Origin of the sequence: Parvibaculum sp., assembly GCF_039973015.1 — a bacterium.
Lineage (GTDB): Bacteria > Pseudomonadota > Alphaproteobacteria > Parvibaculales > Parvibaculaceae > Parvibaculum.
In genome coordinates, this window is the sequence record NZ_JBDWLT010000012.1 from 284,921 (window position 1) to 303,360 (window position 18,440).

General features: G+C 62.2%; 19 protein-coding genes. 15 read left to right on the forward strand and 4 right to left on the reverse strand.

The annotated features are described in order from the left end of the window. Positions 1-11 precede the first annotated feature (11 nt). Both flgG and flgF read right to left on the reverse strand, forming a co-directional pair. Positions 12-797 (reverse strand): flagellar basal-body rod protein FlgG, encoded by a 786-nt coding sequence (gene flgG / locus ABJO61_RS15820; RefSeq protein ID WP_348329570.1) that lies wholly within the window; start codon positions 795-797, stop codon positions 12-14. 37 nt (positions 798-834) lie between these two features. Next, positions 835-1,620 (reverse strand): flagellar basal-body rod protein FlgF, encoded by a 786-nt coding sequence (gene flgF / locus ABJO61_RS15825; RefSeq protein ID WP_348329567.1) that lies wholly within the window; start codon positions 1,618-1,620, stop codon positions 835-837. 286 nt (positions 1,621-1,906) lie between these two features. Between flgF and ABJO61_RS15830 the strand changes: the two genes are divergently transcribed. The 5 genes from ABJO61_RS15830 (at position 1,907) to ABJO61_RS15850 (ending at position 8,386) form a co-directional block, all read left to right on the forward strand. After that, entirely contained in the window at positions 1,907-2,410 is a 504-nt protein-coding gene (locus ABJO61_RS15830; protein ID WP_348329564.1) for a flagellar basal body-associated FliL family protein, read from the forward strand. Between the two features lie 23 nt (positions 2,411-2,433). Further along, a complete protein-coding gene (fliM, locus tag ABJO61_RS15835) occupies positions 2,434-3,555 on the forward strand; it encodes a flagellar motor switch protein FliM (RefSeq protein ID WP_348329561.1) in 1,122 nt (373 codons plus the stop codon). Then, on the forward strand, positions 3,552-4,022 hold the full coding sequence (locus ABJO61_RS15840; protein ID WP_348329558.1) for a DUF6468 domain-containing protein: 471 nt from the start codon (positions 3,552-3,554) through the stop codon (positions 4,020-4,022). Before fliM ends, ABJO61_RS15840 begins: the two co-directional genes overlap by 4 nt. A gap of 21 nt (positions 4,023-4,043) precedes the next feature. Beyond that, on the forward strand, positions 4,044-4,820 hold the full coding sequence (locus ABJO61_RS15845) for a hypothetical protein (RefSeq protein ID WP_348329555.1): 777 nt from the start codon (positions 4,044-4,046) through the stop codon (positions 4,818-4,820). Positions 4,821-5,008: 188 nt separating this feature from the next. Further along, a complete protein-coding gene (locus ABJO61_RS15850) occupies positions 5,009-8,386 on the forward strand; it encodes a hypothetical protein (RefSeq protein ID WP_348329552.1) in 3,378 nt (1,125 codons plus the stop codon). Positions 8,387-8,407: 21 nt separating this feature from the next. Here the strand turns inward: ABJO61_RS15850 and fliP are convergent, their stop codons facing one another. Together fliP and ABJO61_RS15860 are read right to left on the reverse strand one after the other, a co-directional pair. Continuing rightward, positions 8,408-9,169, reverse strand: a complete 762-nt coding sequence (fliP, locus tag ABJO61_RS15855) for a flagellar type III secretion system pore protein FliP (protein ID WP_348329597.1) — start codon at positions 9,167-9,169, stop codon at positions 8,408-8,410. Between the two features lie 17 nt (positions 9,170-9,186). Continuing rightward, a complete protein-coding gene (locus ABJO61_RS15860; protein WP_348329549.1) occupies positions 9,187-9,555 on the reverse strand; it encodes a hypothetical protein in 369 nt (122 codons plus the stop codon). A gap of 275 nt (positions 9,556-9,830) precedes the next feature. Here ABJO61_RS15860 and ABJO61_RS15865 point away from each other — a divergent pair, with 275 nt between their 5' ends. The 10 genes from ABJO61_RS15865 (at position 9,831) to ABJO61_RS15910 (ending at position 18,420) form a co-directional block, all read left to right on the forward strand. Next, a complete protein-coding gene (locus ABJO61_RS15865; protein WP_348329546.1) occupies positions 9,831-10,259 on the forward strand; it encodes a flagellar basal body protein in 429 nt (142 codons plus the stop codon). A gap of 35 nt (positions 10,260-10,294) precedes the next feature. Next, positions 10,295-10,705, forward strand: coding sequence for a flagellar basal body rod protein FlgC (flgC, locus tag ABJO61_RS15870; RefSeq protein ID WP_348329594.1), 411 nt, complete (start codon positions 10,295-10,297; stop codon positions 10,703-10,705). Positions 10,706-10,727: 22 nt separating this feature from the next. After that, complete coding sequence (fliE, locus tag ABJO61_RS15875; RefSeq protein ID WP_348329544.1) at positions 10,728-11,051, forward strand: flagellar hook-basal body complex protein FliE; 324 nt, start codon at positions 10,728-10,730, stop codon at positions 11,049-11,051. Between the two features lie 26 nt (positions 11,052-11,077). Continuing rightward, the gene (gene fliQ / locus ABJO61_RS15880; RefSeq protein WP_293332780.1) at positions 11,078-11,341 is read left to right on the forward strand and encodes a flagellar biosynthesis protein FliQ; all 264 of its coding nucleotides are present in this window, start codon (positions 11,078-11,080) and stop codon (positions 11,339-11,341) included. A 19-nt stretch (positions 11,342-11,360) separates the two neighbouring features. Then, positions 11,361-12,122, forward strand: coding sequence for a flagellar biosynthetic protein FliR (gene fliR / locus ABJO61_RS15885; protein ID WP_348329540.1), 762 nt, complete (start codon positions 11,361-11,363; stop codon positions 12,120-12,122). A gap of 14 nt (positions 12,123-12,136) precedes the next feature. Further along, positions 12,137-13,219 carry a flagellar biosynthesis protein FlhB gene (gene flhB, locus ABJO61_RS15890; protein WP_348329537.1) on the forward strand — a complete coding sequence of 361 codons (1,083 nt, stop codon included), beginning with the start codon at positions 12,137-12,139 and terminating at the stop codon, positions 13,217-13,219. Positions 13,220-13,286: 67 nt separating this feature from the next. Further along, positions 13,287-15,812: a PAS domain-containing protein gene (locus ABJO61_RS15895; protein ID WP_348329534.1), complete on the forward strand. Its 2,526-nt coding sequence runs from the start codon at positions 13,287-13,289 to the stop codon at positions 15,810-15,812. Positions 15,813-15,847: 35 nt separating this feature from the next. Then, positions 15,848-16,354 (forward strand): AAA family ATPase, encoded by a 507-nt coding sequence (locus ABJO61_RS15900; RefSeq protein ID WP_348329531.1) that lies wholly within the window; start codon positions 15,848-15,850, stop codon positions 16,352-16,354. 84 nt (positions 16,355-16,438) lie between these two features. Beyond that, the gene (locus ABJO61_RS15905) at positions 16,439-17,533 is read left to right on the forward strand and encodes a fatty acid desaturase (protein WP_348329528.1); all 1,095 of its coding nucleotides are present in this window, start codon (positions 16,439-16,441) and stop codon (positions 17,531-17,533) included. A gap of 29 nt (positions 17,534-17,562) precedes the next feature. Continuing rightward, positions 17,563-18,420, forward strand: a complete 858-nt coding sequence (locus tag ABJO61_RS15910) for an IS1595 family transposase (protein ID WP_348329525.1) — start codon at positions 17,563-17,565, stop codon at positions 18,418-18,420. The last annotated feature ends 20 nt before the right edge of the window (positions 18,421-18,440 follow it).

Below are 18,440 nucleotides of genomic sequence, written 5' to 3' on the forward strand. Positions count from 1 at the left end.
CCTGCCGGCCGTTACTTCACGTTCGAGGTGACGGACATCATTTCGTCGGTCGCGGTGATGACCTTGGCGTTCATCTCATAGGCGCGCTGAGCGGTGATGAGCGAGGTGATTTCGGTCACGGAGTTCACGTTCGAGGTTTCGAGAAAGCCCTGCAGAACGCTGCCGATGCCGTCGGATGCGGGTGTGCCGATCGTCGGCGCGCCACTGGCCGCGGTTTCGACGAAGAGATTGTTGCCGAGCGGATCGAGACCGGCATCGTTGGCGAAGGCGGCGAGTTCGACCTGGCCGACAATCTGGGCATCGGTCTGGCCGGGGAGGGAGACCTGCACCTGGCCATCGCGGCTGATCGTGATATCGGTTGCTTCCTGCGGGACGGTAATGCCGGGCGCGAGCGTATAGCCGTCCGCCGTCACGAGCTGACCGTCGGCACTGATCTGGAAGGAGCCCGCGCGGGTATAGGCATCCTCGCCGCTCGGCAACTCGACGCGGAAATAGCCGCGGCCCTGAATGGCGATGTCGAGCTTGTTTTCGGTGTTGTCCATGTTGCCCTGCGTCATGACGCGGTAGACGGAGCCCGTCTTGACGCCGAGGCCGACCTGCACGCCGGCGGGCACGATGGTGCCGGCATCCGACGAGTTGGTGCCGACGCGGCGCAGGTTCTGATAGAGCAGATCCTGAAACTCGGCGCGCTGACGCTTGAAGCCCGAGGTGCTCATGTTGGCGATGTTGTTCGAGATCACCTCGACATTGAGCTGCTGGGCCATCATGCCCGTGGCGGCGATGCTGAGCGACTGCATGGACTTTCTTCCTTACTTCCGTACGGCGGAGCGGGCCTTAGGCCGCGGTTCCGAGTTCCTGAATGGCCTGGCGACGCATCTGGTCGGCCTGGTCTATGAGCTTCTGGGCGCTCGCATAGGAGCGCGAGACCTCGATCATGTTCGTCATCTCGACGATGGGCTGCACGTTCGAGCCTTCGAGTGCGCCCTGCACAAGGCGGGTGTTCTCGACGGCGATTTCGGGCTGATCCGTGTCGAGCATGGTGTTGCCGACATTGAGCATGGCCTGCGGGTTTTCGAAGCTGACGACGGCAAGCTTGCCGCGCTGGCCCTGATCGGTGGAGATCGTGCCGTCGCGGGCGATGGTGATGCCGGTCTCGTCCTGAGCGAAGCGGATGGGCGCGCCTGCATCGGTGAGAACGGGGGCGCCGGTCGAGGTGACGAGCTGGCCTTCGGCATCGAGGTTGAAGTGGCCGTTGCGCGTGTAAAGGACACCCGTTTCCGCCTGCACCCGGAAGAAGCCTTCACCGGCAATGGCGACGTCGAAGGGGTTGGCCGTCGTCTGGATTGCGCCGTCGCGCATATTGCGATGCTGGCCGAAGTCCTGGACGAAGGTGATCTGCTTGTCCTTACTGTCCTCGGAAGCGTTGGGCATCATGTATTGCTCGAAGAGCATCGCTTCCGACTTGTAAGCGGTGGTGTTCATGTTCGCGAGATTGTTCGCGATGGTCGCCATTTCGCGCGTCATCGCCATCTGGCGCGAGAGACCTATGAGCAGTGCGTTTTCCATGTCGGGTCCGGCGGTTCTCTTGTCGTTCAGCGCGGGTTCACGCTGCCCGAACATGTGCAGGGCCTGTGCCAGTTGGAAAATTGAATCAAATCAACAGGTTGGCGGTGCGCTGCTTGCCGGGAGGAGCGGTTCGGGCAGGCTTTACCGGGCAGTTTCTGCCGCGTGGGCCGACGGCGGGGGCGCGAACACCGATATGCGGAGTCCAGAGAGAAACTCTGTGCGCGGCGTGCAACCGCGAACGCTTCGTTAACCAAAGTCGGCGAGCATCCGGTTGTGACAAGCCGGAAGCGGAAGAGACGCCGCCCGGCAGAATTTTTCCGATGGTGGGGCGGTTATCAAGATGGCTGCAGTCGACGCCGACAGTTCCGAAGACGCAGAGAGCGGCGCACCGGCACCGGGCAAGAAGAAGCTCGCGGGCAAGGTGCTTGTTCTCTACATCGTTCTTCCCGTGCTGCTCCTGATCGGTGCGGGCGCGGGCGTCTACATGTCCGGCATTCTGGGCGGGCATGAAGAAGAGGAGGCGGTGGCCGAGGTCAAAGCCGATCCCGTTTTCTACGACCTGCCCGATTTCCTCGTGAACCTCTCCGGTCCGCCGCCGCAGCATTATCTCAAGATGCGCGTTGCGTTGCAGGTGAAGGATAAGGAATCCGTGGCCGCACTCGAACTGGAAATGCCGCGTGTGCTGGACGGTTTCCAGACCTTTCTGCGCGAGCTGCGTCCCGAAGATCTGGAGGGGTCGCAAGGCATGCTCTACCTGAAAGAAGAGCTGCTGCGCCGCCTCAACCTCGCCATGCAAGAGCCTGTCGTCAGCGATGTGCTCTTCAAGGAAATCATCGTTCAGTAGAAGTCAGCGGGAAGAGTTCCGATATGTCCGCAAGCGATACCCTGGAAGAACAAGATGCACTGGCCGCTGCCGCGGATGCCGCAGCGAAGGCACCCGAGCGCGTGCTCAATCAGGACGAGATCGACAGCCTGCTGGGTTTCGAAGTGGGTGAAGACGCCGTGCCTGAGCGGAGCGGAATCGACGCTATCGTGAATTCCGCGCTCGTTTCCTACGAGCGCCTGCCGATGCTTGAAATCGTCTTCGACCGCCTTGTGCGTCTGATGACGGTATCGCTGCGCAATTTCACCTCCGACAATGTTGAAGTGTCGCTCGACAACGTGTCGTCGATCCGTTTCGGCGACTACCTCAATTCCATCCCCCTGCCGGCCATTCTCGCGGTCTTCCGCGCGAAGCAGTGGGACAATTACGGCATGTTCACGGTCGACTCGAACCTGATCTATTCGATTGTCGATGTGCTGCTCGGCGGACGGCGCGGCACGGCGGCCATGCGCATCGAGGGGCGGCCCTATACGACCATCGAACTCAATCTCGTCCAGCGCATGATCGAAGTCGTGCTGCAGGATGTGCAGGCGGCTTTCGAGCCGCTTTCGCCGGTCACGCTCGATCTCGACCGGATGGAGACCAATCCGCGCTTTGCGGCCATTGCGCGGCCTGCCAATGCGGCAATCCTCGTGAAGCTGCGCGTGGACATGGAAGATCGCGGCGGCCGCATCGAAATGATGCTGCCATATGCGACGCTCGAACCGATCCGCGAACTCTTGCTGCAAATGTTCATGGGTGAAAAATTCGGGCGGGACTCGATCTGGGAAAGCCATCTCGCCACCGAATTGTGGTCCACGCGGGTGCCGCTCGAAGCGGTGCTGGACGAGCAGATGCTGACGCTGCGCGACGTCATGGAATTCGAGGTCGGCCAGACGCTGATGCTCAACAACGGACCGGATGGCGACATTGATCTGCGCTGCGGCGGCGTGAAGCTCGGACGGGGCCGGATGGGCCGCGTCGGCAATCATGTTGCGGTGCGTGTCGAGCAAGCCATCAAGCATGCCCGGCGCGGCATCATTGCCCCTCCGGCAGACGCTTCCGGTTCGTCCGAACCGAAGCCCGACATCAAAGCCGAACTCAAAATTGAAGGATCCGACACATGACGGTTCTTTCCGGTTTGCCGATCAGTACTCTGCTCGAAGTTATCGTTTGCGTCTTTCTGGGCGCGACCATCGCCTATTGCGCGATGCTGGACCGCAGGCTGCGCGTCATGCGCTCCGGCCAGGACGGGCTGCGCGAACTCGTGGGTGAGCTCAACGCGGCGACAACGCGCGCCGTCTCCGCCATTGATGCGCTGAAGCAGGCGAGCGCGGCAACGGGCCAGGAACTCGGGGGCCGCGTGAACGAAGCGCGTGCACTCGCGGACGACCTCTCGCTCATGATCGATTCCGGCGAGCGGATCGCCGAACGGATCGGACGCATCGCCACTGCGGCGGAGCGGCCCGCACCGACGCAGCAGCCGGCTGCCGGTCCGCGCAACGGCAGCGTACCCAAACCATCAGGCCGCGATGCGGCTGTTGCGGCACGCGCCGCGAACCAGCTTCTCGATGCGCTGAAGAAGGCGCGCTGAGTTTCATCTTACAGGCACATTATGCTCGACCGTCTTCGCCTTCTTCCGACCGTCATTCTCTGCGCTTCGCTGCTGCTGGTGCTGAAGCTCGCCGATATTGCGACGGGCGGCGAGGGCAGCGCGACGATCTCGGCGATTTCGGTCGCGCAGGCGAGCGCCCCGAAAGAAGAGAGCGCTGAGCAGACGGACGAACCCGCAAGCGGCGAAAGCGAAGGCCATGCCGACGGGGAAGCGGCGGCACATGACGAAGCCAAGGCCGGTGAGGAGGACACGGAGGCGTCTGCTCCGGCCATGCCTGCCGCGCAGGCCGAACCCGAATTCAGCAAATCCGAGCGCACTGTGCTTCAGAGCCTTGCGGAGCGGCGCAAGGAACTCGATGCGCGTACGCAGGAACTCGATACGCGCGCGCAACTGCTTGCCGCTGCCGAAAAACGCGTCGAGGAACGTGTGGCGGAGCTGAAGGAAATCGAAGCGCGGATCAACGAGCGGATCGGCGCGGAAGACGAGGCGAACGAGGAGCGGATTGCCGGACTCGTTTCCATGTATGAGACGATGAAGCCGAAGGATGCCGCGCGTATTTTCGAGCGTCTCGACATGGGTGTGCTGCTTGATGTCGTAACCCGGATGCAGCCGCGAAAGATGGCGGCGGTGCTGGCGGCGATGGACCCTGTCGTGGCACAGGATCTCACCGTGGAACTGGCGACGGGGGACCGGCTTTCGGATATTCGCGGAAGCGGGACGAAAAGTGGCGCGGAGGCCCCGGCCGTAACGCTTCGGCCTACCGAAAAAGCCAGCTAAACCCCGAAAATCGGTGCTTTTGCACTTTGACCCTTAAGTCCCACTTAACCGGCGGCACCTAAACTGCGCCGATGCGGCAGGAAGCCGCTGTTTGCAGGCAGAAGCTTTTGGGGCGCAGCGGCGTGTACCGATCTCACCGAAATTTCGCGCGATTGAAGGGGGCCGATCTGCGTTTTCACGCATTCGGAATGTTTGCCTGCCTATTCCTGCTTGCCGCGTTTGCGACGGCGGCGCGCGCCGCGGAGAACGTGAAGCTGTCGCTGAGCGAACGGGACGGCTATGGCCGGATGGTCTTTACCTTCCCCGATGGCGTTCCCGGCTACCGCGCCTCGATCAATGCGGGCATCCTGGTTCTCGACTTCGATAAATCCGTCAATGCAGATACAGGCGATTTTGTTCGCCAGATGCCGCGCTACATCGCAATGGCGCGCCGGGACGAGGACAAGGGCGCGATCCGGTTTGCGCTGACGACCGATTTCTGGCTCGACACGAAACAGGCCGAGAATTCACTTTATGTCGACCTTCTGCCCCCGGACTGGACGGGCAAGCCGCCAGCTCTGCCTGCCGAGGTGCTGGCGCGGATCGATGCGGCCAGAGAGAAGAAGCGGGCCGCCGAGGAAGCGGAGCTTGCCGCCAAGGCGCAAGGCATTCAGGAGCCGAAGGACGAAAAGCCGACGCTCGATGTGCGGGTGGCCTCACGTGCGGGCATGACGCGCCTCGTGTTCGACTGGAACCAGCCGGTTCTCTATTCATTCGTCGAGCGGCAGGGGCTTGCCACGATTACCTTCGACCGGACGGCGAAGGTCGATCTTTCGCCGCTGCGTGTCGATCCGCCGCCATATCTCTCTCATGCCAGCGCGGTTGAACATGACGGGCGGCTGGCGGTTGTGCTGACGCTCAAGCCGGGCGTCTCCGTGAACGATTTCCGTGAAGATCTGAGCATCGTTCTGGACCTCAAGCCCACGGATGGCAGCCTGCCGCCCGAAGCGGCGGAAACAGGCGTCCCGGCGGTCTCGGAGCCGGAGGCGGCGCAGGAAACGCCTGGAGCGCATGGGCAGCATGGGCCGAAGAATATTGTGCCGGACGCCGTGCAGACGGCCGAAGCCGGGCATGATGAATCGCCCGGCGAAGCGGAGGCCAAGGCGGCAGAAAATCACATTGCGACGAATCCGCTGCCGGAAGGTACAAGGCCGGAAGGCAAGGCGGTGGTGCATCTCGTGCCGGGCCGGAGCGGGACGGACATTCTCGTAGACTGGCCGGAGCCCGTGGGGGCAGCGGTCTTTGAAAGAGCGGACCGGCTCTGGATCGTGTTTGACGCTGTGCTGCCGCTCGATATCGCGGAAGTGACGCCCGAAAAGCTCGGGCCTTTCGGCGTGCCCGAGGTTCAGGCCTTCGAGAACGGGACGGCGCTGGTTCTGCCGTTGCGCGACAAGGCGCTGATCGGTGCGGTGGAAGATGGCGCTTCGTGGCGGATTTCAGCCGGTGAGACGCTGGCGACGACGGGGCGGCCCGTTTCGCTTTCGCGGAGCTGGCGCGAAGACGGGCGCGGCAGCGTTGCCTTCGATCTCAAGGGCACACGCAAGATACTGAAGATGAAGGACAAGCTGGTCGGCGACGAAATTATCGTGGCGACGGCGCGCGGCCCCGTACAATCCGTGCAGACGCCGCGCAACTTCGTCGAATTCCAGGCTTTGCAGACGGCGCAGGGCATCGCCATCGTGCCGGTTGCGGACGATCTCAATGTCGCTGCGGCCCCGAATAACGTGATCGTGACGCGGCGGGACGGGCTCGCGCTGTCGGCCAATGGCGCGGACTATGAAGTGAGGGCGCCGACGGGCGTATCGGTAGCGGCGGTGAAGGCACCGGCGGAAATGCACTTTGCGGAGTGGCGTGAGGCGGCGGGCGAGAATTTCACCGAACGGCGGCAATATTATCTGGCGCGGCTGGCCAATGCGCGGACGCAGGAGCTTGGCGAGTTGCGCTTCGCCTATGGCCGTTTCCTGCTCGGCTACGGCCTTGCGCCGGAGGCGCTTGCCGCATTCGACAGTGCGCTTGAGGCGAACCGGCGTTTCAGTACCGACCCCGCCTTTCGCGCCGCCAAGGGCGTTGCGGGGGTGCTGAGCGGGCGTTATGTGGAGGCGATCGCGGATCTCTCCTCGAACGGCCTCGACAATGCGCCGCATGCCGCGGCCTGGCGCGGGCTTGCACGGGCCGAACTCGGACATTGGGAAGTAGCGCGCGAGCAATTCGGTCTGGCGGGCGCAATCCTTGATGCATTCGACGACGATCTGCGTACGCGCTTCCGCGCCAAGGCGGCGGAGGCGGCGCTCAAGGGTGGCGACATCGTCGCGGCTGAGACTTATGCAGCAGGTTTTCCCGCGGCCCCCGGCAGTGAAAAGGCGAAAGCCCAGATATTGCTCGTGCGCGCGATGATGAACGATATGCAGAAGGGCGGCGAGGACGCCCTGGCGCGTTACGATGCGGCTATCGAGACGAATTATCCGCCGGTCACCGCCCGTGCGCGCTTCGGCAAGGCCAGGTTGCTGCTCAAGCGTGGAGAGATCGGCAAGGAAGCCTACGCGAAGGAACTCGAAAGCCTGCGCTACGCATGGCGCGGGGATAGCCTCGAACTCGAAATCCTGACGGAACTGGCAAAATTCCGTCTCGACAGGGGCGAGATCGGCGAGGCGCTGAAACAGATGCGGACGGCAAGCATCAATTATCCCGACAGTGAAGAAGCGCACCGGATGAACGTGCGCATGTCCGGTATCTTCGCGGATTACTTTCTTGGCGATGCCGTGGACAATATGGAGCCGGTGCAGGCGCTTGCCTTCTTCGACCGCTTCAAGGAGCTGACGCCGATCGGGAGCAAGGGCGACGAGATGATCCGCAAACTTGCGGAGCGGCTCGTGCAGGTCGACCTTCTGACGCAGGCCGAGCAGCTGCTCGACTATCAGGTTGCAAACCGTCTTCATGGCGGTGTCGCCAAGGCACAGGTCGCGGCGCGTCTTGCGGCGATCTACCTGATCGACCAGAAGCCCGAGAATGCGCTCGCCGCATTGCGCGCGACGAAGCAGAACCTGCTGCCGGAGGCGCTTGCCGCCCGGCGTTTGATGCTTGAGGCCCGCGCACTTGCGGACAGCAAGCAGTATGACAATGCACTGGACCTGTTGTCGGAGCGCAAGGATGCGCTTTCGGCAAAACTGCGGGCGGATGTGCTCTGGGACGCGGGGCGCTGGCCGGAGGCGGGCGCCGCATCGGAAGCCCTGCTTGGACAGAGCTGGAAGCAGGATGGAGCGCTCAACGAGGAAACGAGGCTCCTCGTCATGCGCGGCGCCATTGCTTACTCGCTGGCGGGCGACGAAGAAGGGCTTTCAAGGTTCAGGGCGAAATTCGGGGAGGCCATGAGCATGAGCCCCGACGCGAGCGCGTTTGCGGTGGTCTCCGAACCTATCGTGGAGCAGGGCGTCGCGTTCCGGGAGATGACGAGCCGCATCGCCTCCATCGATACGCTCGACCGGTTCCTCTCCTCGTTGAAGTCCGATGAGGTTACGGCGCTCAACTGAGCGCCTTTGATCCTCTTTCCTTCAGGTGCCGAAGCTCTGCACCAGGCTTCCCGCGATCAGCGACCAGCCATCCACAAGCACGAAGAAGATCAGCTTGAAGGGTAGCGAGATGATGATCGGCGGCAGCATCATCATGCCCATCGACATGAGAACGGAGGCGACCACCATGTCGATCACGATGAAGGGCAGGAAGACGAGGAAACCGATCTCGAAAGCGCGGCGCAATTCGCTGATCATGAAGGCGGGAACCAGAACCTGAAGACCGATATCCTCGGCTTTTTCGGGTTCGGGCGTGTTGGAAAGATCGACGAAGAGCTTCAAGTCTTCCTTGCGAACCTGCTTCAGCATGAAAGTTTTGAAGGGAACGCTGGCGCGGTCAAAGGCTTCGCCCGTTTCGATCTGCTGGTTCATCAACGGTTCGATGCCGTCATTATAGGCCGCGGTAAAAGTGGGTGTCATGACGAAGGCCGTGAGGAAAAGCGCAAGGCTGACCAGAACGGCATTGGGCGGCGATTGCTGCATGCCAAGCGCGGTGCGGAGCAGGCCCAGCACCACAATGATACGCACGAAGGATGTCACCATGATGAGGATCGACGGCGCGAGGCTCAGTACGGTGACGAGCGCGACGATCTGGACAACATGGTCGGTGAGGCCGAGGCCGTCCGACAGGTCGACCTGGATCGACTCGGCGGATGCCGGATGCGCGAAAGCGAAGCTCAATGCCACAAGGCCGAGAATGCCGGCGAGGCCCGAGAGGCGGGCCGCTTTCAGCGAAGCGAGCATTTTCTGAAAGAAGGCGGTCACGCGCGGCGCTCCTTGATGAAATCCACGATGCGCTGGAACTGGACCACATGGCCCGGCAGCGCGTATTGAGCGGGAAGAGGCTGTTCGATTTCGGCAGGCGCGGGTGCGTCGATACCGCCTTCGATCAGCAGCGGGGTTTCGCCGCCTGTCAGGATCAGATGTTCCTTGCCGTCGCGGCGGATCAGCAGCAGGCGATGCTTCGCGTCGATCGCTTTCACCTCGACGATGCCAAGGCGGCGCTGGCCCCCGACAGGAGAAGCGCCGGGCGCAAAGCCGAAGCGGCGCGCGAGGATCGCGCAGACGCCGATCAACCCGAGAATGAATGCAAGCGCCGCAACGAACCGGAAGATTTCCGAGAAGTCCATTTTGGATTTTACCCCCAGAGTGGAAGGTCGAAGACCGTCCGTAATGGGAAGAATTTGCCGCGTCAGGCTTAATGGCGGGTTAAGGGTGAGGCGAGCCGCGCCTTTATCTGGTTACCGGTTTCCTAACGCGCCCGGCAGCTTTTGCCGCGTTAGGGCGATGTTAACTCCACGATGGTGAATTCAGTTTCGCCGCCAAGGAATGCGTGGCTTCAGACACGGCCTTTTGGACGCTCAGAAAGAGGGTTCGGTGAGCCGGTCGCGGGGGCACGCGGGCAATGGCAATCGGCGATCTTCCTATCGTTGAAATGATGAAACAGCGTATGCAGTGGCTGACTGCGCGCCAGCAAGTGCTTGCGCAGAATGTCGCCAATGCCGATACGCCGGGCTATACGGCGCGCGACCTCAAGGCTCTCGACTTCGGTACGATGGTAGAGCGCAGCGGTCCCGTGCTTCGCGCCGTCGCAACGCAGGCCGGTCATCTCGGCAGTCCGGTAACGGGCAGCGGGCACAGCATTCGCACAGGGCAGGCGACAGGCGGTGAGATCATCAAGAAACCGGACTTCGAAACATCGCCTACCGGAAACTCGGTTGTGCTCGAAGATCAGATGATCAAGGTCGCGCAGACCCAGATGGATTATCAGACAGTGACCGGGCTCTATTCGAAGAGCCTCGGACTCATCAGGATCGCGCTCGGCCGCAGCTGAGCCTTGTTGAAAGGAAGAGACGCAACATGAGCGCCATGGATCTTGTCAAATCGATGATGGTGGCAGCCTCGGGCCTGAAGGCCCAGAGCGGCCGGATGCGGATCATCGCAGAAAATATTGCAAATGCGGATTCGGCTTCGCGCGTGCCGGGCGGCGACCCCTATCAGCGAAAGGTCGTGACCTTCGAGGACAAGCTCAACCGGGAGATCGGTGCGCATACCGTGACGCTCGGGCGGCCCGTTCTCGACAATAGCGAGTTCAAGCTCAAATACATGCCGGGTCATCCGGGCGCCGACGAGGACGGCTACGTCAAGATGCCGAACGTCAATGGCATGGTCGAGTCGATGGACATGCGCGAAGCGCAGCGAAGCTATGAAGCCAATCTCAATCTCATCCAGGCATCGCGCCGCATGATCTCGCAGACCATCGACATTCTGCGCAAGTGATGGCTGAAGCGAGGGGATCGACATGACAACCATTCCGGCATCGACAGTGCTCAACGCCTATGCCCGCGCCGCGGGGATGGGCTCGGGCAATCAGACGCCACAGGCGGGCGGCGCCAAGGATGCGGCGGGCGGCTTTGGCGACATGCTCAAGCAGGCCATCGACGAAAGCGTCGAGACCTCGAAAGCGGGCGAAACGAAGATGGCGGCCGTTACCGGCGGCACGAGCGGCAATATTGTCGATGTGGTGACGGCGGTTGCCGAGGCCGAGACGACGTTGCAGACGGTCGTGACAGTGCGCGACAAGGTCATCACAGCCTATCAGGAAATCATGCGCATGCCGATCTGACGGCAGCGGGCGGGGGCAAGTAACAAATGACGGGACCGGAAATTCTCGACCTCTCAAGGCAGGCGATCTACGTCATGCTGGAGGTCTCGGCTCCCATGATGGTGGTGGCCCTTGTGGTGGGCCTCGCGATCGCGCTGTTGCAGGCGCTGACGCAGGTTCAGGAAATGACCCTTGTCTTCGTGCCGAAGATCGTAGCGATCTTCCTCACGGTTCTCATCGCGCTGCCTTTCATGGCGCAGGCGCTTGAGGGCTTCATGATTCTCATTTCGCAGAAGATCGTAGCGGGCTGAGGGGCGGGCGCGGCAATCCATGATCACTGTCGACATCCTGCCGCAGACGGCTTTCACCTTCATGCTGATTTTTTCGCGGATGGCCGCGATGATCATGCTGATGCCGGCGCTCGGCGAAACGAGCATTCCGACGCAGGTGCGGCTCGTGCTGGCGCTCCTGCTCACTATGGTGATGATGCCGCTCGTCGCCGCCTCGTACAGCGCGATACCGGAGACAGTGCCGGGGCTCGTCTTTATCGTCGCGACCGAGATCGCGGTTGGCCTTTTCATCGGCACGGCGGCCCGGATCATCATGAGCGCGCTTCATGTGGCGGGTAACATCATTGCAATGCAAATGAGTCTCGCCTTCGCGCAGAGTGTCGACCCGACGCAGGGACAGCAGGGCGTGCTGGTTGCGAACTTCCTTTCGCTGCTTGCCGTCACGCTGATTTTCGCCACACATCTCGATCACCTGCTGATCGCCGCCATGCGCGACAGCTACGAACTTTTCGTGCCGGGGCAGCCCATTCCCGTTGGCGATTTTTCGGAAATGGCTGTGAAGTTCGTGTCCGATGCCTTCAGGATCGGCCTGCAACTCGCCGCGCCTTTCCTTGTTTTCGGTCTTATCTTCTATGTGGGTATCGGCATTCTTTCGAGGCTGATGCCGCAGATCCAGATTTTCTTCATCGCGATGCCGGCGAACATCTCGCTCGGCCTTGTCCTGATGCTCTTTCTTGTCGGTGCCATGATGACGTGGTTCCTGCAGGCGTTTGAGCAGTCGATTTCCATGTTCGCCGGTTAGCGGGGAGACGCGCCGTGTCTGAACAGGACGATTCAGAAAAGACAGAAGAACCGACACAAAAGAAACTGGACGAAGCCCAGAAGAAGGGCGATGTCGTCAAGAGCCAGGAAATCAGCACCTGGTTCGTCATGATGGGCGGAGCGGCTGCCGTCGCGCTTCTCGCGCCCATGACGGCCGGCTCGCTTGCCGGCTCGCTCAAGGTCTTCCTCGAACACCCGGATGCCATTCCGATGGATGGCGAGCATCTTCGCCGGATCTGGATGGGCGTTGGCCGTGACGCCTTCGGCGCTGTGATCGCGCCGCTCGCCATTCTCGTCGGCGCGGCGCTGGCCGGGCACCTGATCCAGCATGCGCCGGTCTTCACGGCCGAGAACATGAAGCCGAAACTCTCCAAGATTTCGCCCAAGGAGGGGTTGAAACGTCTGTTCGGGCCGAAAAGCCTGATGAACCTCGCCAAGGGCGTCGTGAAGATGTGTGCGGTGGGCATCGTCTCCTTCATGCTCATCTGGCCCGAGCGCGATCAGCTCGCGCTGATGATGACCTGGGAAATCGCGCAGCTTCTGCCCGTCGTGCAGTCCCTCGCGCTCAAGATGTTCATGGGCGTCATCGCTGTCATGACTGTTGTTGCCGCGCTCGACTATCTGTTCGAGCACGCGCAATGGATGAAGAAACAGCGCATGTCCATTCAGGAAGTGAAGGACGAGTACAAGCAGATGGAAGGTGACCCGACGGTGAAGGCGAAGCTGCGCCAGATCCGTGCGGAGCGTGGCCGAAAGCGCATGATGGCCGCCGTGCCGGGCGCGACCGTGATCATTACCAACCCGACCCATTATGCCGTGGCGCTCAAATACGAGCAGGGGATGGGGGCGCCGCTCGTCGTGGCCAAGGGTGTGGATGCCGTTGCCTTCAAAATTCGCGAAATCGGCCAGGAACACGATATTCCCATCGTCGAAAACCCGCCGCTCGCCCGCGCGCTCCATGCGACCGTGCAGATCGACGAGGAAATCACGCCAGAACACTACAAGGCGGTGGCCGAGGTGATTGGATATGTGATGCGTCTTAAGGCTAAGATCGCCGGAGGTGGCGGCCGGAGGTGATTCGGCCGTGTGAGGCTATGTGCGCCGGCACGGTTTGTGTGCCGCGGGGCAGGCACAGGAGTAGAGAATGGCCGAAACGCCGGCCGATCTTGCCGATAGCAGGGTGGAGGGCATCGAAGCCGCCACGGCGAGCGACGATGTGCAGTGGTCGCTGCCCGCACGACGCTGGGTCGTTCTCATTGCACTCGCGCTCGGCTTTGTGCTCGCGCTGCTGGACACGCTCGGCGTTCAGGCCTTCGGCATGCCGGGGGTACTCACGGCGCTGGGCCTCGTCGCCATTGCAGGCGCCGTTCTCTACGGCCTTTCCGGCAGTAATTCCGAGTCCTTGAGCCGTTCGCCGCTTGTCGCTGCGGATGCGCTGACCGCGCTTCCCGATCCTTGCTATGTGACCGACAGGCGCGGTGCGGTTCTTTTCGCGAATGAAGCCTATCGCCTGCTGTCGGGCGGTTTCGACAACGACAGGCCCGTGCCCGTCGAGCGGCTTCTCTCCGGCAGGGGCGAGGGGGCGGAGGCGAGTTTCCGGCTGGCGCAGGCCGCGCGCACCGGCTTTGCGGCGCAGGAAGACGTGCGCATCGGGCCCCCCAATGCGGAGCGCATCTATCGCGCCGTGGTACGCCCGCTCAGCGGTGCGTCGGGCGGGGCGGTCTGGCTTCTTCGCGACATGACGAACGAGCGCGAACGGGTCGATTCCGCCGAGCGCAGGCATAGCCGTTCTCTTTCCTATATCGACCATGCGCCATTTGGTTTTTTCGCCGCGGACGAGGACGGCGCGCTCGTCTTCATGAATGCGCGGCTTGCCTCCTGGCTTGGCGTCGTGCCGGACCGGCTGACCGAGCGGCGGGTGACGCTCGACGAACTGGTGCTGGGGGAGGTGCCGGCGCTGGCCGATGGCGCTTCCGGCGAGGACGAGGAAATGCCGCCGCTCGATGTGGATCTCAAGGGGGCGGACGGCAAGGCGATCCCCGTGCGCATCATGCGGACGAAAGTCGCGGCGGCGGGAAAGCGGCCACCGCGTCTCTTCGCCATGGTGCTGAACCGAACCACGGGCGACAAGGCCGAGGAAACCGCCCGCGATGCGGAGATGCGGTTTGCCCGTTTTTTCAACAACGCGCCCATCGGCATCGCGACCATTGACCCCGATGGACGTATCGACAATGCCAACCGCTCCTTCGTCGGCTATGTGGGCGAGAGTGTAGAGCGCGGATCGCTACTGAACGAACTCCTCGTCGAGGAGGACCGCCCGGCGGCCGATGAAACGATTGCGAATGCGCGTGCGGGCAATTTTGCGGTTGCGCCCATCGACGTGCGGCTGGCGCGCAGCCCCGACCGTGTTGGCCAGCTCTATGCCGCGCGGGTGGATACGGGCGACGGCGCAGGCATCGTCGTCTATCTCATCGATGCGACGGAACAGAAATCGCTCGAACTGCAATTCGCGCAGTCGCAGAAGATGCAGGCGGTCGGCCAGCTTGCGGGCGGCGTCGCGCATGACTTCAACAATCTTCTCACCGCGATTATCGGCTTTTGCGATTTGCTGCTGGCGCGGCATCAGGCGGGCGATCCTTCCTTCGCCGATGTCGTGCAGATCAAGCAGAATGCGAACCGTGCGGCCAACCTGACGCGGCAGCTTCTCGCCTTCTCGCGGCGGCAGACGCTCAGGCCCAAGGTTCTCTCGCTGACGGACGCGGTTGCCGAACTGCAAAACCTGCTCGCCCGGCTTCTCACCGAGAAGGTCGAACTGAAGATCGTGCATGGGCGCGAGCTCGGCCTGGTGAAGGTCGACCAGAACCAGCTCGAACAGGTCATCATCAATCTCGCCGTAAATGCGCGCGACGCCATGCCCGACGGCGGACGGCTCACCATCCGGACGGCGAATGTTTCGGAAGCCGACAGCCGCGCGCTCGATCATCCGCTGATGCCGCATGGCGAATATGTGCTGATCGAGGTGGGCGACACGGGCACCGGTATCCCGAAGGAAAATCTCGGCAAGATTTTCGAGCCTTTCTACACCACGAAGGATCCCTCCAAGGGGACGGGTCTCGGCCTTTCCACTGTCTACGGCATCATCAAGCAGACGGGCGGCTTCATCTTCCCCTATTCCACGATGGGGAAGGGCACGACCTTTCGCATCTATCTGCCGCGCTATATCGAGACGGCGGCCGACAAGGCTGCCGAAGCGGCAGCGGCGGCTTCCGTATCTCTTGAGACGGCGGACCTCACCGGCAAGGGCACCATTCTTCTTGTCGAGGACGAGGATGCGGTGCGCACCTTCGCAGCACGCGCGCTCGGTACGCGCGGCTATGAGGTTCTGCAGGCGGAGAGCGGCGAGGTCGCACTTGAAGTCGTGCGGGCGCATGAAGGCCGTATCGACCTCGTCGTTTCGGATGTCGTCATGCCCAACATGGACGGCCCGACCATGGCGAAGGAACTGAAGGATATTCTGCCGGGCATACCGATCATCTTCGTGTCGGGCTATGCCGAAGACGCCTTCGCGAAGAATCTCGACCCCGACCAGGCGTTTCACTTCCTGCCGAAGCCCTTTTCCCTGAAGCAGCTTGCCGCCGCCGTGAAGGAGGTCATGGACGCGAGCAAGTGAGGGACGGGGCTGCCCCCGCCGCGCGAGGAGGCCTCATGCTGATCATCCTTTCGGGCCTGCCCGGCACCGGCAAGACAACGCTGGCGCGCGCGCTCGCCCTGGAAACGGGCGCCACCCATCTTCGCATCGACACCATCGAACAGGCGTTGAAGCGCTCAAGCCTCAAGCTCGACCCCGTGAACGATGCGGGCTATGCGGCGGCGATGGCGATCGCGGGCGACAATCTGAAGCTCGGCCGTATCGTTATTGCGGATTCCGTGAACCCCATCGCCCTGACGCGTCATGCCTGGCGCGAAACCGCACGGGCAGCCGGCTCGCCCTTTGCCGATATCGAGATCGTCTGTTCCGATCCGGTCGAGCACCGGCGCCGGGTCGAGGGGCGGACGAGCGATATCGAAGGGCTGGTGCAGCCCAAATGGTCGGATGTAGAGGCCCGCGACTATGAGCCCTGGGAAGGCGAACGCATCCTGATCGATACGGCGGGGCGGAAACCGGCCGATTGCCTCACGGAACTTCTTGCGGGCTTGCCACGCCTGTCATGATTACCGGCGGCTTTGCGGCCTGTGGCACGAAAGCTGCCATGCAATACTGGTTTCACCCCGTCTGCGGGTGTATTTTGTCCCGGTATGAAACAGAAGGACGCTCGCGGTTACGCCATGTCCGACAGTCATCTGACCAGCCTCACGCCTGAAAGCTCGCGGCCTGCCCGCAGCCCGGAAAACCATCGGGCCGCGCTCGCCGTTGCGCGCCGCCACATGGGCCATGTCGCCTGGCCGACGGTTTTCGTGTCGCTTGGCTCGCTGGCGGGGATTGCCGTTTCGAGTGCGGCGGCGCTGACCGGCTTCTGGCCGATCTGGGTTGCGACCCTCGTCAACGGCTATCTCATGCTGATGCAGTTCATGGCGGTGCATGACGGTATTCACGAGGCGATCTCAGGTGACGACAAGCGCTACAAATGGCTCAACGATCTGCTCGCCTGGACCGGCGGCATCGTGACGCTCATTCCCTATCGCGGCTATGACGTGATGCATCTCGTTCACCACCGCTATACCAACGATTTCGAGCGCGATCCCGACACCTGGTGCGCGGGGCGGAACCCCCTCATGCTCGTGCTGCGCTTTCTCACGCAGACGCCTCACTACGTCTACATGATGACGCGGATGGGGATGTGGAAGGACAAGGCGCACCGGAAGCAATACTTCATCGCCGGGGCGCATCATCTGCTCGCATGGACGGTGCTTGCTGTCGGCTTTGTCTATGGTTTCGGCTTTGAGGTGCTGATGCTCTGGATCGTGCCGACTTTTCTCAATGTCGCGCTGATCGGGCTGGTCTTCAATTACTTGCCGCACCGGCCGCATGTCTCGCAGGAGCGCTATACGGATTCCGGCGTCTTCCTGCTGCCGCGCGCGATCCATCGTGTCGTGACGGTGCTCGACATGTACCAGACCTATCACCTCATCCATCACCTCTTCCCGCGCATCCCGTTTTACCGGATCGGCGCCGCTTTCCATGAAATGAGGCCGATCCTGGAGGCGGAGGGGGCGGCGATCCATGACTGGACCCATGCCTGGGACCGCAAGCCTGTCCGTGGCACCGATGCGCCTGTGCCGGGCGTTGCACCGGGCGCGCGGATGGCGCGGACGGGCGGGGCGGACACTATGGCCGGGAAGGCAAGCGCCGAAGGCTCCCGCAGTGTTCCCCTTGAAGTACGTAATGGATGACACTACATTAAGGTCATAGGAGGTGCCCTATGGCCCGGTTCGGTATTCAACAGTTCTTCAAGCGGTTTCCCGATGACGACGCTTGTCTCGACCATCTTATGAAGGTCCGGTACGGCGAGGTCTTGGACTGCCCGAAGTGCGGCAAGCGGGGCAAGTTCGCCCGGCTTACCAAGGTGCTGGCCTACTCCTGCCCCTCATGCGGGCATCATATCCACCCCATGGAAGGCACGATCTTCGAGCGGACCCATACACCCCTCCAGAAGTGGTTCTATGCCTTGTTCCTGTTCACCACGACGCGCCACGGGGTTTCCTCCCGGGAGTTGCAGCGTCAGCTTGGCGTCACCCTCAAAACCGCATGGCGCATCGGCCACGAAATCCGCAAGTACATGGCGGAAGTGGACGGCGACGATCTCTTGGGCGGCAAGCGCGTTGTAGAGGCCGACAAGGCGTTCATTGGCGGCAAAGACAAGCGCGGCCAAGACGACAAGACGGTGGTTCTAGGCATCGTGGAGCGTAACGGCGATGTAGTGGCCCGCGCCATCCCCTCGAAAGAGGCTCAGTTCGTCATTCCCCGCATTCTGGCCCATGTGAAGCCCGGCTCGCGTATTGCCACGGACGAAGCCAAGGCATTCAAGCCGCTTATCGAGGAAGGCTTCCGTCATGGCACGGTAAGCCACCGGGCGAAGGAATACGTCCGGGGCGACGTTCACACGAATAATATCGAAGCCTTCTGGGCGATCCTGAAACGCGGTATCTCGGGGTGCCATATCTGGGTATCGCCTCAGCACCTTCCGAAATACCTTGGCGAGTTCGAGTTCCGCTTTAACATGCGGAAACAACCTCACCTCATGTTCGATCTGTTGCTTGCCGCGTTCCCGAGACCGTAACTAGACCGCAAGGGACTTTT